Source organism: Pseudonocardia halophobica, from assembly GCF_027922425.1.
In the GTDB taxonomy this organism is placed as follows: domain Bacteria; phylum Actinomycetota; class Actinomycetes; order Mycobacteriales; family Pseudonocardiaceae; genus Pseudonocardia; species Pseudonocardia halophobica.
The window spans coordinates 1-16627 of sequence record NZ_BSFQ01000003.1; the positions used below are offsets into that span (position 1 = coordinate 1).

Here is a 16627-nt window from a genome sequence, read left to right on the forward strand (position 1 = left end):
CGACCTCGTCTGGGCGCTGCTCCGTGACAACCGCCGCTTCACCACCGAGGCACCGGCCCCCGCAGCCAACGCGGCTTGACACGGTCATTGAAACTCCTCGGGGACGCCTCGCACGCCGCTGCGGGCCTCGGGGACACCGGCTGTCGCGGCCTCCGACGCGGACGGCCCCGCCGGGTGTGCATCGGGGGTGCGGAACCGTCGAGGGTCGACCGCGGCACCGAGCTCGTCCAGCTCCCCCAGCTGCAGGGTCTCCCGAACCCGGGTCCGTTGGAGCTTCCCCGTCGTGGTGTAGGGCAACGCGGTCGCTCGGTACCACCGGGTGGGCACCTTGAACCCGGCGAGTTCGGCCGCGGCCGCCTCGGCGAGACGGTGGACCGCCTGGGCGCCGACCCCCTCGGCCAAGACGACCACGGCTCCCACGACCTCGCCGAACCGGGGGTCCGGGATCCCGACCACCGCGGCGTCGAGCACGCCGTCGAGACGCCGGAGGACGGCTTCGACCTCCGTGGGCGAGACGTTCTCTCCGCCGCGAATGATGATTTCCTTGAGGCGCCCGGTGATCGTCACCGTGCCGTCCGGGGCCATCGACGCGAGGTCCCCCGTGCGGACCCACCCCTCAGGCGATCTGGTCGTCGCCGTGGACGAGGGATCGTCATGGTACTCGAGGAACGACTGGTAGCCGCGGACGAGCAGCTCGCCCGGCCGACCGAGGGGCGCGATCTCCCGAGTGGTGGGATCGACGATCTTGACCTCGAGGTGCGGCAACGGCCTGCCCACCGTGTGGGCCTTGTCGTGGTCGGACTGACCGGGGCGGACGATCGTGGCGACCGAGGCGAGTTCGGTCTGGCCGTACAGGTTGAGCATCTGGCCTCCGAACGCCTTCTCCGCCTCACGGACCAGCCCGGATGGCACGGACGCCGCGCCGCCCATCAGGGCGGTCAGGCGCGGCAGCGGGCGGCGGGTGTCGCGGGCGAAGTCGAGGAGCGAGCGGACGATCGCCGGGGTCTGGAACAGGACGGTCGCGGACTCCTGCTCGATGGCGTCGAGCACCAGTTCCGGATGGAAGCGCCGGATCAGCACCTGGGTGCCGGCGATGCTGAGCGGGCCGAGCGTGCAGGTCACCAGACCGGCGACGTGGAACATCGGCATGGGCGACGCACAGACGGCCCCGGTGGGGACGCCTGCGGCCCGCATCGTGAACCGCGCGTTGTTCACCAGCGAGTACTGGGAGAGGAGCACGCCCTTGGGGCGCCCGGTGGTACCGGACGTGTACTGCAGGAGCGCGGGCCGGTGCGGGTCGGTCTCGGGGAGCGGCGGTCGCGGGTCGTGCGAGCGCAGCAGGCCCGCCCACTCGTCGAGCCCGACGACGTGGCGCAGGGCGGGACAGTGCTCCGCCACGTTCTCGACCACCGGGGTGGGGCCACGGTCGGCCTCAACCCGCTCGTGGATCACCACCGAGGCCCCGGAGTGGGCCACGACGTGCTGCAGTTCCGCATCCCGGGACGCCGGGTTGACCGCGACGAGGACGAGGCCCGCGAGCATGGCCCCGTAGGCCACGATCGGCCACTCCGCCCAGTTCGAGGCGACGATCGCCACCGACTCGCCGGGTCTCGCCAGCGTGCGCAGGGCGTGTGCGGCGCGTCGCGCCTCCGTCTCGAGCTCGGAATAGGTCAGGCGTCGCCGATCGCCCGACCGCGACGTCGCCACGATGGCGGGCGCGTCGGGGTGTGCGGCGGCCGTCCTGGCGAGCAGCGCGCCGACGGTCAGCTCGCAGAGCTCGGGGGACGTGTCGGCCGGGCAGTACGAGTCCGTGCCGCTGATCCGGGTGCTACTCACGGTGCCGCCTCCGCTCGCGGTGCGCTGCGCCCCGCCGCGTCAGCTCCACGGAGCCTCACCTCCGCCGAGGAGGAGTCGTCCGACGCTCGCCGCGAGGTCGGCCTCGTCGCCATACTCCCCCTGCATCGACAGCGCGGAGAGGAACCAGCGGTGGACGTCGTGCTCGCGGGTGAACGCGATCCCGCCGTGCACCTGCAGGGCGCCCTCGCCGACGGACCGTGCGGTCCGGGCCGCGGCGGCCTTGGCGACGGCCGCCTCGAGCGGCAGACGCTCGGGCCTCGCGGTCACGGCCTCCACGGTGTCCGCACAGAGCGCTTCGAGGGCGAGGACGTCCGCGGCCATGTCGGCGAGGAGGTGTTGCACCGCCTGGAAGGAACCGATCGGCTTGCCGAACTGGCGGCGTTCCTTCGCGTACGCGACCGCCGCGTCGAGCAGGTGTCGGGACGCGCCGGCGAGGCGGCAGGCCAGCATCAGCCGCCACGTGTCGCGGATGCGGTTCACGAGGCCGGTCGCGGCCGGCACGAGGACCGAGAGCTCGGACACGTCGTCGAAATGTAGTGTGGCGTAGCGCGCCGCGACGTCGAGTCCCTCCTGCCGGTCCACCGTGACGCCGGGTGCGGTGGCCGGGACCAGGACCAGGGCGAGCTCGCTGCCGCGCTGCGCGACGACAACGAACCGGTCTGCATCGCCGCCGTCCCGGACCAGCCGGACCGTCCCGCGCAGCGAACCCTCGTCGAGGACGGGGGCCCGGTCGTCGGCGTGGTTCGCCGCGGCGACGTCGGCGAAGGCGATCCGCGCCCTGACGTTCGACGGGTCGGTCACGATCTTGCGTGCGGTGTCCTCGGCGGCGTTCGCGATCAACGGCAGGACGACGGTGTGCGGCAGCACCGGACCGGGCACGAGGAACCGACCGGCGACGGTGAGCACCGCGCCGAGCACGTCGACGTCGAGCCCCAGCCCGCCGTGCGGTTCGGCCAGCAGGACCTCGCCCCACCCCGCGGCGACCACGGTGGTCCACACCTGGTCGCTCGATCCATGATGGACGACCGCGTCACGGACGTCCGGCTTGCGCAGCAGCGCACCGAGGGTCTCGGCCGTGGACTCGGCCATCGCCTCGGCGGAGATCGTGTCGGGCATGGCGTCCCTACCCCCTCGGCAGGCCGAGCAGGCGCTCGGCGATGATCGTTCGTTGGATCTGGGCGGAACCGCCGTATACCGAGCCGGCCCGTCCGTAGAGATAGGCCTTGGCGGCGTCGAGCGGGTCCGTCCCGTCCGCCGACGTCCGGGCCAGCCGGTACGCCCCCTGGACGTCGAGTGCCGTCCCGGTGAGGTGCTGCTCGGTGCGCGCGAGCAGCAGCTTGTCGACGGAGTCCAGGGGCGAGGGCACGTCGCCGGTGGTGAGTCGGTGCGCGGTCGTGCTGGACAGCGCCCGGAACCCCCGCAGCTCCACGAACAGCCTGCCGAGGACCTCGTTCGTCCGCTCGGACCGGTCGGGGCGGGCCCGTACCGCGTCAAGCAGGCCGGTGAAGGTCACCTCGTTCTCGAGCCTCCGGCGGATCGCGTATCCCGCCCGCTCCCAGCCCAGGGTGTCCATCGCCATCTTCCACCCGGCGTTCAGCCCGCCGAGCACGTTCGCGAGCGGGACGCGGACCTCGTCGAAGAACAGCTCGTTGAACTCGGCGTCCCCGTTGATGAGGGTGATCGGGCGGACGGTCACTCCGGGAGAACGCATGTCGACCAGCACGTAGCTGATGCCGCGGTGGCGGGGGGCGTCCGGGTCGGTGCGGACCAGCAGCGCGCACCAGTCGGCGTTCGTCGCCCAGCTCGTCCAGACCTTCTGGCCCGTGACGACGAGCGTGTCGCCGTCGACGACGCCCGCGGTGCGCAGCGACGCGAGGTCGGAACCCGCGTCCGGCTCGGAGAATCCCTGGCACCAGACCTCGTCGCCCGCCAGCAGCGGGGGCACGAAGCGCTTCCGCTGGGTCGCGGTCCCGTACTTGAGGATCGTGGGGCCGACGACCTCCAGGCCGATCGAACCGACGGGCTGCGGCGCGCGTGCGCGGACCAGCTCCGCGGCGAAGGCCAGCTGGTGGGCCGCGGTCAGACCTCGGCCGCCGACCTCGACCGGCCACTGAATGCCGACGTACCCGGCCCGGTAGAGCGTCCGGTGCCAGTCGCGCAGCACCGGGCTCCGGAGCTCGTACTCCTCGGGGACCTCGGGGATGGCGGCGGAGGCGAACCACGACCTGGCCTCCTCCTGGAAGGTCTCGACGTCGACGTCCGCTCCCTCCGCGGCCGGGCCTCGGGTCGTCACGTCGAGACCTCCGAGGGGTAGCGGGGGGCGCGCTGCTCGTAGGTGGCGCGGACCGCCTCCTTCGAGTCGGGATGCCCGCAGATCTCTCCCGTCAGACCTTGCTCGAAGGCGTAGCCGGGTTGCAGGTCCATCGTCTCGATGCTGTTCAGCGACCGCTTTGCCATGCGCAGGATCGGGCCGCTGTGCCTGCTGATCGAGCGGGCCTGCTCCTGGGCGAGGTCGCCGACCTTCTCGGCGGGCGCCGTGGCGACGACGGCGCCGAGCTCGGCCATCCTCGCCCCGCTGAGCGGTTCCGCCGTGAGATACATCCACCGCACCCAGGGCTCCGGGACGAGCCGCGAGAGGTGCTTGGCACCCCCCATGATGCCAACGCCGACCTCGGGGGTGCCGAAGCGGGCGTCGTCGGCCGCGACGACGAAGTCGCAGGACGCCGCGATGGCGAGGCCGGTGCCGAAGGCGGCGCCGGTGACCGCGGCGACGACCGGGACGGGGCAGTCCTGGATGGCGAAGAACGCCGCCCGCACCTCGGCCATCCGCTCCGCCGAGTTGTCGGGGGTGAGGGTAGCGAACTCGGTCAGGTCGTTGCCGGCGCAGAAGTGCCTGCCTGAGCCGGCCAGGATCACCACCTTCACCTGCTCGCCCGCCGCCTCCTCCAGGAGGTCGAGGTGGCTGAACAGGTACTCGAGTTCCCGGTACATCTTCTGGTTGACGGCGTTGACGGGAGGGCGGGCGAGCAGGACGGTGGCGATGGTGTCCGTCACCTGCCAGCGCAGATGGGTCAGGTCGCGCAAGGTGGGCTCCATGGTGCGGTGGGTGTGGTCGCCGAACGGGGTGCGGGTCAGGACTCGAGCAGGTGGTGATCCCGTGCCCACGCCGCGAACAGCGCCGAGCTCGTGCTCAGGTGCTCCCGGCTCCCGTCCCCGGTGAAGTAGTGGTTCGCGCCCGTGATCGTGTGCAGCTGCTTGCGGTCGTGCCGTACGGCACGGAAGAAGTCGTGCGGGTGGCTGTTCGGGCACGCGTCGTCGGCGCTGTTGACCACCACGAGAACGGGGACGCTGATCCGGTCGGCGCTGTCGACCGCGTCGACCTGGGCCCGCGACAGGGACCACTGCGAGAGCCAGCCACGCAGGGTCGTGAAGCGGGCGAGCCCGGCGGGTCCGTTGTTCGCCAGCCGCGGGTCCCCGAGGTAGGACCAGCCGGGCTTGCGGTCGTTGGGGTCGACGGCCGGATCGAGCCAGCGCGGGTCGGCCATCGTGCCGTGCACCACGAAGCACTCCTCCTCGTCGCCCCGGCCGAGCCGCTCCAGCTCCGCGAGGCGGTCGACGACGCGGGCGGTGATGCGCTCGTTCCGCTCCCGCTGGGCCTGGCGGTACCGGGCCAGGAACTCCGCCGAGTACGGCGGCCGGTGCCGGGCGTCCGTGGAGTAGAGGTCGAGCTCGGGGTCACGTCGCGTCGGGTTGTCCTCGTCGACGATCGAGGCGTCGAGGAAGTCGGTCAGCAGGCGGTGTCTGCTGCGATGTGCTGCCATCAACACGAGGCCGTCCCCCGGGACGAGCTCGGTGTCCGCCAGCGCGCTGTACTCGCCCGCCGCCGTCGCGGTGATGGTCCGCTTCTCCGCCTCGGCCTGGTACCCCGCCAACAGGGCGCCGCCGCCGCTCCACCCGGCTAGGACGACGCGCCGGTAGCCCAGGCGCTCCTTCGCGTCCCGGACGCAGGCGGCCAGGTCGAGCAGCACGTTCTCCATCTGTAGGGCCGCGTCGCCCATGGAGTACCGGCTGGCGCAGGCGATCACGTGGTGGCCGGCGCGCGCGAGGGAGGAGAAGGCCGGCAGGTAGCCCGGCGAGCCGACGGGGTGCATCCCCACGATCACCGTCGAGGAGTCCTCCTCGGGGCGGAGGAGCTGCGCGTGCCGGACGACGTGGTCGTCGATGGATCCGTAGACGTCCTTGCGCGCGGAGCGCTCCCGGTTGACGACGAGGTAGGGGATGCGGCGGTAGGGCTGGCTGTTCTCGGGGTTCCGTGGCGGGCTGGCGCTCATGTGGCTTCGTCCTTCGACGGCGTGATCCGGAGGGGGAGGGAGCTGAGGTCAGTGGCCGGTGACGCCCGCCGCCTGCGCGACGGCCGGGTCGAGCTTCAGCGGGCGACGCGCTTCGATCATGATCACCTGCCAGTTCAGCCGGTCGTGCTGGTCCCACTCGCGGCGTGCCTTGTCCCGGGCCCGCTGCGGGAAGCCGTGGTGGATCCCCTGCGGGTCGTGGGTGATCTCGCCCCGCCGCAGCGGGCGCCCCAGCGAGTCGCCGCCGTGGATGAACGCGATCTCGTCGTAGTCCGCGTTCCGGTGGTACCACGGGATGCGTTCGGTGCCCTGGACCGACTCGAAGGGACGGGGCAGCAGGTTGATGATGTTGATGCCGTCGGCGACGAGGAACACGTGCATCGACGGCGGCAGGTGCAGGCTGTCCGACATGATGACGTTCCAGTCACGGATGTTGAACGCGAACGGGAAGTAGTCGCCCTTCCAGCCGTCGACGTCGAACGGATGGTTCTCCAGCAGCAGCGTGGAGTACTCGCCGTCGTACTTCACCCGGAGCTCGACCGGGTCTCCGTCGGACTCCACCGGCTGCGGGTCCGGGACGCGGACGACGTCCGGGTCGAACGGGGCGTGCCTGCCCAGTCCGACATAGACCGGGGCGCGCTGCTCGCCGACGGTCTCGATGCCCAGCAGGACGCTCGTGTCCGAGGTCAGGACCCAGCGGTGGGTGACCGCCTTCGGGATCACCACGTAGTCGCCGGGCTCGAAGTCGAGCGGGCCGAACTCGGTCTCCACCCGCCCGGTGCCCTCGTGCACGAACCAGCACTCGTCGCCGTCCACGTTCCTGCGCAGGAAGGGCATCGTCATGGATCGGCGGGAGAGCCAGATGGTCACGTCGTCGTTGTAGTAGAGGCGCTGCGCCTCGCCGCGCGCGTCCGCGAGGTCCGTCGGCTCCAGCTCGAAGGCGTTCACCCTCGTCGAGCGGAACCGGCCGGTCGCGCGGAAGACGGTCGGGTCGCTGCGGCGGTAGAGCACCGCCTCGCGCCCGTCGAACCCCTCCCGCGTCAGCTCGTCGTCCCGCAGCTCACCGATGTCGCGGTGCGCCTGCCGGCTGGTCCGGCCCTTGCTGTGCTGGATGAGACTCCGCATCGTTCTCCTCGATGATGATGGTCACCGCTCTCGGCGGCTCAATCGGCGTCGGTCGGGACGAAGCTGCTCCACGGTCGCCCGGCGGACTCCCCGCCGTCGGCCACGAAGTCGGCCCCGGTGCAGAAGCCGGAGTCGTCACCGGCCAGGAACGCGACGAGTCCGGACAGCTCGGTCGGCGCGGCGGCCCGGCCGAGGGGTATGTGGTCGACCCGGTAGGTGCGACCGCGCGTCATCGGCGTGCGGATCAGGCCGGGGTGCACGGCGTTGACCCGGATCCCGAAGCCGCCCAGCTCGAGAGCCAGCGAACGGGTGAGGCCGGTCAGCCCGTGCTTGCTGGCGGTGTAGGCCACGGACCGGTACCAGCCGTGCAGCCCGGCGATGGACCCCACGTTGATGATCGAGCCACGCCGGCGGGCCTTCATCGACGGCACGACTGCCTGGACGCCGCTGAGGGCTCCGAGAACGTTGACCTCGAGTACCCGACGGAAGTCGTCGAGCGCGACGTCCTCGACGTCGCCGCCGGAACCGATCGCGATGCCGGCGTTGTTGACAAGCACGTCCACCGGGCCGAACGCGGACTCGGCCGTCCGCACCGCGAAGGCCCATCCCGAGGCGTCCGACACGTCGAGCCGGACCGCCCGCACCCGCTCCCCGTGGCGAGCCGTCTCGCGGGCGAGGGCGTCCTCGTCGACGTCGGCGGCGACGACCCCGGCCCCGTCCGCGACCAACCTGTCGACGTGGGCCTTGCCCATGCCGCTCGCGGCGCCGGTGACGAGCGCGACCCTGCCCTCGAGCCGGCGCGATCCCTCATGCATCGATGAACTCCTCGGTCGTGGAAGGGGCGCGGAACCCGCGGGCGTCGCCCAGGGCACGTCCGGCGTCCGTGCCCTCCACGAAGGCGGTCATGGCCGCTCGCGGAGCCGATGCGTCGCCGACCACGCTGACCTCGACGCTGTGTCGCCTACGGGCCGGCTCGGCGAGACCGTCCTCGGCGACGCGGTCAGCGACCACGACGACGAGGTCGCACGGCACGCGGTCCGAGCGTCCGGTCACGGCGTCCGTGACCGTGGCGACACCGTCCCGGACGCTCTGGACCGAGGTGCGCTCCCGCACCGCCGCACCCCCCGCCAGCAGGCGCGTCAGATGGTCGGCCGCGTGCGTCACGCCCAGGTAGGCGCCAACGACGGGCTGGGGGGTCGCCACGAGCACCTCGTGACCGGCACCGATGAGCTGCTCGGCCACCACCGCGCCCTCGTCGTTGCCCAGCAGGTCCACGACGACGACCCGGGCGACGCCGAACGCCGCGGCGGCGTCCACCGCGTCCTCGCTCGCAACGCAGGACACCGTGTCGTCCGTCGGGAAGGGGGGTGGGGCCGGCCGGGACCCGGTCGCGAGCACGATCGCGTCGAACCCCCCATCCGCAAGGAGGCCGGCATCGGCGGTGGTGCCGAGTCGCAACCTGACGCCGAGCCGTCGTGCCTCGCGCGACAGATGGTCCACGGCCTCCACGAGTTCCACGGCCGGGCTGACGCCGGTGATCGCCGCGAGCCTCCCGCCGGTGCGCTCCGCCCGCTCCACGATGTCGACGGCGTGGCCACACCGTCGAGCCTCGACCGCCGCCGCGAGGCCCGCGGGTCCGGCGCCGATCACGAGGACGCGCTTCCGCGGTGCGGGTCCGGGCCCGCGGAGCCGGTACTCACGACCGACGTCCGGATTGTGGAAGCACATGGCGTAGGTGTTCGCCGAGATCCGGTCGATGCAGTGGTTCGCGCCGACACAGTGGCGAACCTCGTCACCCCGGCCGGTGCGGACCTTCGGCAGCACGTCCGGGTCGGCGATGTGGGCGCGCGTCATACCGACGAGATCGCACCGACCCCTCCGCAGGTGGTCCTCGGCCTCCGCCGTAGTGACGATCCGCCCCACCCCGAGCACCGGGACCGCGCCGGCCAGGCGCTCACGGAGCGCGGCGACGCCGTCCATGAAGTCGCCGTGCGGCCGGCGGTAGCTCCCGACCGAGCGCGGATAGTGGAGGAAGCTCGATCCTTCGCTGGGATTGACGAGGTCGATGTTCCCGGTGTCGATCAGGCTGGCCGCCAACTCCCGCAGGTGTTCGTCGGACAGTCCGCCCGCCTCGGGCGGACGGAGCTCCCGCGTGGGGAACCGGGCACTGAGGATCGCCCGCAGACCGAGCACGGCGCGCAGCCGGCCCGTGAGGGCTCGCCAGAACGCGAGCGGCTCGCCCCAGTCGTCCGTGCGCTGGTTCGTCCGCGGCGAGATCGACTGGTGGAGGAGGTACCCGTGGCCGCCGTGCAGCTCCAGTCCGTCGAAGCCGCACTCCAAGACCAGTTCGGCGGTCAGCGCCCAGCCCTCGAGGAGGCGTTCGATCTCGACGGCGGTCATCGCGTGGCCCACCTCGGGCCCGGTGTCGGAGCGGACCGCGCTGAAGCCCCACATCGGGCCGCCGTCCCACGGAACCGTCGCATCGCCGCCGGCGCTACCGGTGATGCCCTTGTGAATCGTCTGGACCAGCGCCACTGCGCCGGTGGCGTGGATGATGTCAGCTGCGCGACAGAGCCGGTCCCGCAGATAGCGGAGCGGGAACTCTCCTCGGGGACCGACCGGCGGGACCGGGATCGCCTGGGTCATGGCAAGTCCGACCCGGCCGGAGACCAGTCGCGACAGGTACCCGAGGTACTGCCCTCCGTCCTGGGCGGGCGAGTACGCGTTCACGTCGAACCTGTGCGCCGTCAGCACGACGCGGTTCTGCAGGATGTGCCCTGCGACCGGGAGGGGTTCGAACAGCAGGGAGTCCGGCGACCCGTCGCCGGCTGCGTCCCGCGCGGTCACGTCGACACCTCGACCGGGTCGGCGCCCGCCGTCTCCGGTCGTCGGTCGCCGGTCGCAACCCGGGCGCGCGCGGCGGCGTCGCCCGCGGCGAGGTAGCCGAAGCACGTCGCCAGGGCGAGCGAGGTTCCCGCGCTCCAGTAGGCCTCGCCGGTCGGTGATGCCGCACAGTTCCCGGCGGCGTACAGGCCGGGGATTGGGGCGCCGTCCCGGTCGAGGACGCGGGCCCGCTGGTCGGTCAGCAGGCCCCCCTTGGTGTCAAAGGCGGCAGGGGTCAGTAGCGTCGCGTGGAGCGGACCCTCGACCTCGAGCGGGCGCATGGTGGGGTTGGGCCCCGAGCCGGGGCCCATACGCTGCGCCATGAAGCGCTGGTAGGACGTCTCCCCGCGGTGGAAGTCCTCGTCCACACCCGCGTCGGCGAAGCCGTTGTAGCGCGCGACGGTGCTCGCGAGGTTCTCGGCCCAGTCCGCGTCGAGGCGGGCTCCGGGGAGGTGCTCCCGCAGGTCGTCGAGTCGACGGGCCACGGCGCGGGCCAGCTCGTGCACGTCGGCGCCGTCCACCACCCAGTAGGGCTCGACCTCGGGTGGCGGGAACGGGTTGCCCAGCCGGGAACCGCCGTGTTCTCGGGCCTGGCGATCGTCCCAGACCAGGATCATGGGCAACGCGGTGTAGCGGGCCGACCGCCAGTCGTAGGTGAAGAAGGAGCGGGTGAAGTCGTTGTACGGTGCCTTCTCGTCGAGTACGCGGTGCCCGCGGAGATCGGTGACCAGGAAGCCGTCGCCGGGAAGATAGAAGCTCGCGCACACCGACTCCGGTTCCGTCAGCGTCCGCTCGAAGACGATCGGGGCGGCCCAGACCATGTCCATTGCCTCGAAGGCCGCGCCCAGCCGGCGGCCGTGCCGCACGAAGTCACCGGTGTTCGTCTCGACGGCGCAGCCGGGACCGTAGGGTCTACCGACCATCTCCCGCAGTAGGTCGGGATTGCGCGAGAAGCCGCCGGTGGCGAAGACGACGCCGCCTCGCACGCGGACGGTGTGCGCTCCCGCGGGCCCGGTGAGGACCGCACCCGTAACCGCACCCTCCTCGATGACCAGATCGTCGACCGCGTGCTCGAGCAGGACCTCCACCCCGAGGGTCCGGGCGGTTCGCTCGAGATCGCCGGTGGTCGCGGCACCGCCGGTGGGCAGGCCGTGGCCCGGCCGGGGGAACACGGTGCGGCCCCGCGGGGCGGCGTCCTCGGGCAGGTCCGCGAAGTAGTCGAGGAAGTCGATCTCGGGAACGATGTCGATCGCACCGATGTCGACCAGCCGGTCGATCGCGGCGGCGGCGTTGTCGTAGAAGGCCTCGGCCTGACGGTGCTCCCAGGCGGCGAGCCCGAGTGTCGGATGAGCGGCGTCGTAGTTCCGCGGTCGCGCGAGCCGCGCCATGTACTGGAGGGCACGGTCTCGGGGGTCGGCGATGCCCGCTGCGCGCATGAACCGGTTGGCCGGGACCCACATCGCCCCCGAACTCTTCGCCGCGGTCCCGCCGAGTCGGTCCCGCGCCTCGACCACCACGGTCCGCGCGCCCTCGGCCGCAGCGATCACCGCAGCCACGAGACCCGCCTGCCCTCCCCCTACCACCATCACGTCCACGTCGCTGGACTGCGTTCGCACGCGCGCCTCCTTTGGCCGGGCGAGCCCAGAGGGCCTCGCAGAGCTGGGACGGGCGCCGTCGGGCCCACGCCGCAGGCGGGGTGGACCGACCGGTCCGCGATCGCGATCGCGATCGTGCCGCGCGGATCGTGCCGCACCGTCCGACCGGATGTGGTCGGCACTCCGTCTCTGCCGAGGATGCTAGGGAGGCCCGGCGAAGTTCGTCAAGGACTTGAAAAACTCACCTGCATCATCGTCAAGCTCTTGACGCTGTCGATCGGTGGGACTTACCGTCGGGTCCCACCGGCAGGATGCACCGGGCCGACGACGCCCGACCGACTGGCGGTCACAGCCGTCGCTGCAACCCGGCTCACCTCACCGGGCGCGACTCGTCCGTCTGCGGTGGAGAGCACGGGACCGATCGTCCCGAGGGACGGATGAGACGTCTGCACCCACCGCCGGCGCGGACCGCCCGCCGCCGTCCTCGTGAGGGTGGTGAGGCAGTTGGTGCGGGGCGGTTCCGAGGCCCGGCGGGGCCGACCAAGGACCACGCGGCCGTCCGGCCGCAGGTGAAGAAGGGAGCGACTCATGGGAGAGCACTCCGACAGGGAGCCCGACGAGGTCAGGGGGCCGGACAGCGCCCTGAATCCCGGTCGGCCCCGGCTCGCGGGAAAGGTCGTCGTGGTCACCGGAGCGGGCTCGGGTCAGGGGGCGGCGGAGGCACGCGCGCTCGCCGCGGAGGGCGCGCAGGTGATCGGCACCGACATCAAGCCGGTCGAGGGCTCGGACGGCGTGGAAGGGCTCGAGGCGGACGTCTCGTCCGCCGACGACTGGCGGCGGGTCGCCGCCCACGTCGAGAAGAGGTTCGGTCGCCTCGACGGTCTGATCAACAACGGCGCCGTCGGCAGCCGGAGCCTCTTGGCGGACGTCGGGCCTGCCGAGTGGAACCAGGTCCTCGCGGTGAACTTGACCGGACCGATGCTCGCCATCACCACCCTCCTCCCGCTCATGCCGGCCGGAGCCTCGATCGTCAACGTGTGCTCGACCGCGTCCTTGGTGCCTCATTTCAAGGCCGCCTACACAGTGAGCAAATGGGGCCTACGCGGGCTCTCGCACCTCGCCGCGATGGAGCTCGGGGCACGCGGCATCCGCGTCAACGCCGTGCATCCCGGCTTCGTCGAGACGCCGATCATCGACAAACTCGGCCGGGACTTCGCCGACGGACACCGCTCCATCACTCCACTGAACCGACTCGGCAAGCCACTGGACCTCGCCGGGTTGATGATCTTCCTGATGTCCGACGAGTCGGCCTACGTCAACGGTGCCGACCTCGTCGTCGACGGAGGCTTCTCGCGCACCGCCGCCGGCTTCCACCAGGCCATGATCGCCGCCGGGGGGAACCGGTGAACCGCATGGCCGGGCACGTCGCGGTGATCACCGGCGCGGCCAACGGGATGGGAGCGGCCGAGGCGCGGCTGTTCGTCGAGGAGGGCGCAGCGGTCGTGCTGGGCGACGTCGACGAGGCGCGCGGGCAGGCGCTCGCCGAGGAGCTCGGAGCCTCGGCGGTCTTCGTCCGGCTGGACGTGACGTCTCCCGCGGACTGGGCGGCGGCGCTACGTGCGGGAGGCGAGCGGTTCGGCAAGATCGACGTACTGGTCAACAACGCCGGGGCCTTCGACGCGAGTCCGTTGGAGGAGAGCACCGCGGAGGTGTTCGACCGGCTCGTCGCGGTGAACCAGTACGGCGTGTACGTCGGCATGCAGGCCGTCGTGCCCGCGATGAAGGAGGCGGGCGGCGGGTCGATCGTCAACATCTCGTCGTCGGCGGGACTGCGGGGCGGACCCGCCCAGTTCCACTACCGCGGCACGAAGTGGGCGGTTCGCGGCATGACCAAGGGGGCGGCGTACGACCTCGCGCACTACGGCATCCGCGTGAACTCGATCCACCCTGGGCCGATCGCCACGGAGATGCTGCTGTCGGGGAACACTCCCGAGGTGAACGAGACCCTGGTCAGACGGACGCCACTACGGCGGCTCGGCCGCCCCGAGGAGGTGGCGCAGGCTGTGCTCTTCCTCGCCTCGGACGAGGCCGGCTACGTGACAGGCGCCGAACTCGCGGTCGACGGCGGCATCTCGGCCTGAGGCCGGGCTCGTAGAGTTCGCGGGGGAACCGGCGCGGACAGCGCCTCCTGCCATATGAGGGACGAGGACCATGACAGATCGCGAGAGCCGGCGGTGGACCTCGGTCCGGGAGTACCGGTCCCTCCTGCGCGAGCAGCACGAGAAGCAGCGTCTCCTGGACTCGGACTCGATCGACCGGTCCGAGCTGATCTTCAACCTGACCAGGCTCATCAACCGGCTCGGGCAGGACTTCGAGGCCCTCCATCGTTCGAGCAAGTGGACCTGGGCCGGCTTCCGGATCATGAACGTGCTCTGGGTGGCCGGCCCGGTGGAGCTGCGAGACATCGCCCGCCTCTCCGGTGCCTCGCGCGCCACGATTTGGAGTGGACTCCAGACCCTCGAACGCGACGGTCTCGTGACGCGTAGTCGTGATACCCACGACCGCCGCCTGGTGATCGTGTCCCTGACCGAGGCCGGCCGGTCCGCACTCGCCGAGGGCATCCAGCTCCAGGCGGCCCGCGAGGAGCAATGGCTCTCCCTCCTGTCCGCGGAGGAGCTGGACACACTGCGCGCGCTGCTCGAGCAGATCGCCGACCGCGAGATGGACGAACCCTCGTCCGGCCGCTGAGCCCGTGGGCCCGGCCGTGCGCGACGACCGGGCCCCGCCCGGCCCGCTCGACAGACTCCCGACCTTCCACGACGGAGACGGATCTCATGCCTCACACGGAACTGAAACGCGTCGTCGAACGACTGTACGCCACGCTCGACAGCGCGGACCGGCCGTCGGTCGGGAGGTTCTTCCATCCCGACGTCGAGGTTCGGTTCGGGAACTCGGCGGCCGCTCACGGCCCTCAGGCGCTCCTGAGGATCGGAGGTCGGCTGCGCCGTTTCGCCACCGAGCTCGTGCACGATCTCCGCCAGGTGTTCGTGGACGTCGAGGCCCGGACGGCGATCGCCGAGATCGACATGACCTACCGGCAAGCGTCCGGAGATCTCCGCGTACCGGCGACCTCGGTGTTCCGGTTCGATGACGATCTCCTGATCACGCACTACCACGTCTACATCGACGTATCGGCGCTCGGAGTCGACACCGCCACCTGGTGAGGGCGACCTCAGCTTCTCGCGAGCATCAGCACGGCAGCCCCGGTCCCGTCTCGACACAGTGGAGTGTTCATGTCCGAGGAGAATCTCGACGCGAGGAAGGAACTGGCGGTCGAGGACCTGCTTCCCGGCCGCCTGGACCGGTTGCCCATCCTGACCAGGGAACAACGGAACTGGGTGGCGATCCTCGGTGCGTTCTACGTCTTCGACACCGTTGACCTCTCTCTGGCGGCCTACACCTCCGCCGCGTGGCGGCTGCATTGGGGTACCACCGTCGGACAGATCGGCCTCATCACCTCCGCCACCTTCGTGGGAATGATCGTCGGCGGAATGGTGGGCGGCCGACTCTCCGACCGATACGGCCGCAGACCACTCATTCTCGGCGGAGTTGTGGTGATGTCCGCGGCGAGCCTGGCGACTGCGTTCGCGCAGAACTTCGAGACTGTGGCGCTCCTCCGCATCGTGACCGGGATCGGACTCCAGGCCATGGCGGGGAACGTACTGGTCTATGCCAGTGAGACACTGCCGGCGGCCTTCCGCGGCCGATACTCGGCGATCATCGTCGCCCTCGGCTTCCTCGCCGTTCCGGTCGCGGCAGTTCTGTCCACCGTCATCGTGCCGCTGTCCGACGATTCGTGGCGCTGGATGTATGCGATCGGCGCGCTCGGCGCTGTGGTCGCACTGACCGTCGGCCGACGGCTGCCGGAGTCCGTCAGATGGCTCGTCGCGAACGGGCGCATCGAGGAGGCGGACCGGATCGTCACGCGACTGGAGGCGGAGTGTGTTCGCCGTACCGGTGGCGCGCTGCAGGCACCGATCCCCTCGACAGCGGTTCGGCCGATGTCCCTGCGTGAGGTCCTGACCCGACGCTTCCTGGGGCGACTGCTCATCGCCGCCGCCGGGGCGATCGGCGTGATCCTCATCCAGTACGGCTTCTCCTCGTGGATCCCCGTGCTGCTGGTCGAGCGCGGCTACACCCAGACGCAGGCGCTGACCTACTCGACGGCTCTGGCCGTCGCGGGTGCGATCGGCGCCTTCTCGACGTATCTCTACATCGACCGCTGGCAGCGGAAGTACGTCATCGCCGTGATCGCGTTGCTCACCGCATGCTCGGTGCTCGTCTTCGGTTTTACCGGGTCGATGCCGTTGTTCTTCGCCATCGGACTGCTCGGGATGGCGTGCGTCAATGCCGTCATGTCCGTTATGTACGCCTACCTGCCCGAGCTGTTCCCGACCGGCGTGCGGGGCGTCGGAGTGGGATCCGCCCATGGTGCCGGACGAATCGCCGGCATCGTCGGCTCGTTGATCGTCCCGGCGATCTACGCGGGTTACGGCTTCTCGGCCGTCTACGTCTACGTCGCCGTCATCAGTGTGCTCCTTGCGGGCGTCATCGGTGTCTTCGGGGCTCGAACGACGAAGGAGGGCATCGACTGACCACGAGACGGCGGAGGCGCCCGCGGTCCGACCACGGCGGGCGCCGGCCGTGACCGACCGCGAGGTGGCGGCCGGCAGCGCCCACCTCCCGAGGCGGTCGTAGCTCGCCAGAGGCGACCATTGACGAGCGGCCTGCACCGGCTTAAGTTGGCGCCAACATATT

14 protein-coding genes are annotated in these 16627 nt (G+C 71.2%); 5 read left to right on the forward strand and 9 right to left on the reverse strand.

Going from position 1 to position 16627, the window contains the following annotated elements; translation table 11 throughout:
• Positions 1-84: 84 nt before the first annotated feature.
• The 9 genes from PKE99_RS04420 to PKE99_RS04460 are packed head-to-tail and all read right to left on the reverse strand — an operon-like array spanning position 85 to position 11830.
• Positions 85-1836, reverse strand: a complete 1752-nt coding sequence (locus PKE99_RS04420; protein WP_051737191.1) for a class I adenylate-forming enzyme family protein — start codon at positions 1834-1836, stop codon at positions 85-87.
• Positions 1837-1875: 39 nt separating this feature from the next.
• The gene (locus PKE99_RS04425; RefSeq protein ID WP_037043821.1) at positions 1876-2973 is read right to left on the reverse strand and encodes an acyl-CoA dehydrogenase family protein; all 1098 of its coding nucleotides are present in this window, start codon (positions 2971-2973) and stop codon (positions 1876-1878) included.
• Between the two features lie 7 nt (positions 2974-2980).
• Positions 2981-4150 (reverse strand): acyl-CoA dehydrogenase family protein, encoded by a 1170-nt coding sequence (locus tag PKE99_RS04430; RefSeq protein WP_051737190.1) that lies wholly within the window; start codon positions 4148-4150, stop codon positions 2981-2983.
• The gene (locus PKE99_RS04435) at positions 4147-4953 is read right to left on the reverse strand and encodes an enoyl-CoA hydratase-related protein (RefSeq protein ID WP_197040560.1); all 807 of its coding nucleotides are present in this window, start codon (positions 4951-4953) and stop codon (positions 4147-4149) included. The genes PKE99_RS04430 and PKE99_RS04435 overlap by 4 nt, the downstream gene beginning before the upstream one ends.
• A 35-nt stretch (positions 4954-4988) precedes the next feature.
• Entirely contained in the window at positions 4989-6188 is a 1200-nt protein-coding gene (locus PKE99_RS04440; protein ID WP_037043819.1) for a serine aminopeptidase domain-containing protein, read from the reverse strand.
• 48 nt (positions 6189-6236) lie between these two features.
• The gene (locus tag PKE99_RS04445; RefSeq protein WP_037043816.1) at positions 6237-7331 is read right to left on the reverse strand and encodes a homogentisate 1,2-dioxygenase; all 1095 of its coding nucleotides are present in this window, start codon (positions 7329-7331) and stop codon (positions 6237-6239) included.
• A 38-nt stretch (positions 7332-7369) separates the two neighbouring features.
• Positions 7370-8146 carry an SDR family NAD(P)-dependent oxidoreductase gene (locus tag PKE99_RS04450; protein WP_051737189.1) on the reverse strand — a complete coding sequence of 259 codons (777 nt, stop codon included), beginning with the start codon at positions 8144-8146 and terminating at the stop codon, positions 7370-7372.
• Entirely contained in the window at positions 8139-10178 is a 2040-nt protein-coding gene (locus PKE99_RS04455) for an oxidoreductase (RefSeq protein ID WP_037043813.1), read from the reverse strand. Before PKE99_RS04455 ends, PKE99_RS04450 begins: the two co-directional genes overlap by 8 nt.
• Positions 10175-11830: an FAD-dependent oxidoreductase gene (locus PKE99_RS04460; RefSeq protein ID WP_156067424.1), complete on the reverse strand. Its 1656-nt coding sequence runs from the start codon at positions 11828-11830 to the stop codon at positions 10175-10177. The genes PKE99_RS04455 and PKE99_RS04460 overlap by 4 nt, the downstream gene beginning before the upstream one ends.
• A gap of 567 nt (positions 11831-12397) precedes the next feature.
• Here PKE99_RS04460 and PKE99_RS04465 point away from each other — a divergent pair.
• The 5 genes from PKE99_RS04465 (at position 12398) to PKE99_RS04485 (ending at position 16464) form a co-directional block, all read left to right on the forward strand.
• On the forward strand, positions 12398-13216 hold the full coding sequence (locus PKE99_RS04465) for an SDR family NAD(P)-dependent oxidoreductase (protein ID WP_081923997.1): 819 nt from the start codon (positions 12398-12400) through the stop codon (positions 13214-13216).
• A 5-nt stretch (positions 13217-13221) separates the two neighbouring features.
• Positions 13222-13950 carry an SDR family NAD(P)-dependent oxidoreductase gene (locus PKE99_RS04470; protein ID WP_197040559.1) on the forward strand — a complete coding sequence of 243 codons (729 nt, stop codon included), beginning with the start codon at positions 13222-13224 and terminating at the stop codon, positions 13948-13950.
• A gap of 70 nt (positions 13951-14020) precedes the next feature.
• Positions 14021-14557 carry a MarR family winged helix-turn-helix transcriptional regulator gene (locus tag PKE99_RS04475; protein ID WP_037043805.1) on the forward strand — a complete coding sequence of 179 codons (537 nt, stop codon included), beginning with the start codon at positions 14021-14023 and terminating at the stop codon, positions 14555-14557.
• 86 nt (positions 14558-14643) lie between these two features.
• Positions 14644-15033, forward strand: a complete 390-nt coding sequence (locus PKE99_RS04480) for a nuclear transport factor 2 family protein (protein WP_037043802.1) — start codon at positions 14644-14646, stop codon at positions 15031-15033.
• A 69-nt stretch (positions 15034-15102) separates the two neighbouring features.
• Complete coding sequence (locus PKE99_RS04485; RefSeq protein ID WP_156067422.1) at positions 15103-16464, forward strand: MFS transporter; 1362 nt, start codon at positions 15103-15105, stop codon at positions 16462-16464.
• The last annotated feature ends 163 nt before the right edge of the window (positions 16465-16627 follow it).

What these genes read in the sequence shown, in the direction of transcription:
- PKE99_RS04425 (WP_037043821.1), bottom strand. Translation starts at nt 2,973, where the DNA reads ATGCCCGACACGATCTCCGCCGAGGCGATGGCCGAGTCCACGGCCGAG.
- PKE99_RS04450 (WP_051737189.1), bottom strand. Translation starts at nt 8,146, where the DNA reads ATGCATGAGGGATCGCGCCGGCTCGAGGGCAGGGTCGCGCTCGTCACC.
- PKE99_RS04475 (WP_037043805.1), top strand. Translation starts at nt 14,021, where the DNA reads ATGACAGATCGCGAGAGCCGGCGGTGGACCTCGGTCCGGGAGTACCGG.
- PKE99_RS04470 (WP_197040559.1), top strand. Translation starts at nt 13,222, where the DNA reads ATGGCCGGGCACGTCGCGGTGATCACCGGCGCGGCCAACGGGATGGGA.
- PKE99_RS04435 (WP_197040560.1), bottom strand. Translation starts at nt 4,953, where the DNA reads ATGGAGCCCACCTTGCGCGACCTGACCCATCTGCGCTGGCAGGTGACG.
- PKE99_RS04485 (WP_156067422.1), top strand. Translation starts at nt 15,103, where the DNA reads ATGTCCGAGGAGAATCTCGACGCGAGGAAGGAACTGGCGGTCGAGGAC.
- PKE99_RS04440 (WP_037043819.1), bottom strand. Translation starts at nt 6,188, where the DNA reads ATGAGCGCCAGCCCGCCACGGAACCCCGAGAACAGCCAGCCCTACCGC.
- PKE99_RS04465 (WP_081923997.1), top strand. Translation starts at nt 12,398, where the DNA reads ATGGGAGAGCACTCCGACAGGGAGCCCGACGAGGTCAGGGGGCCGGAC.
- PKE99_RS04445 (WP_037043816.1), bottom strand. Translation starts at nt 7,331, where the DNA reads ATGCGGAGTCTCATCCAGCACAGCAAGGGCCGGACCAGCCGGCAGGCG.
- PKE99_RS04480 (WP_037043802.1), top strand. Translation starts at nt 14,644, where the DNA reads ATGCCTCACACGGAACTGAAACGCGTCGTCGAACGACTGTACGCCACG.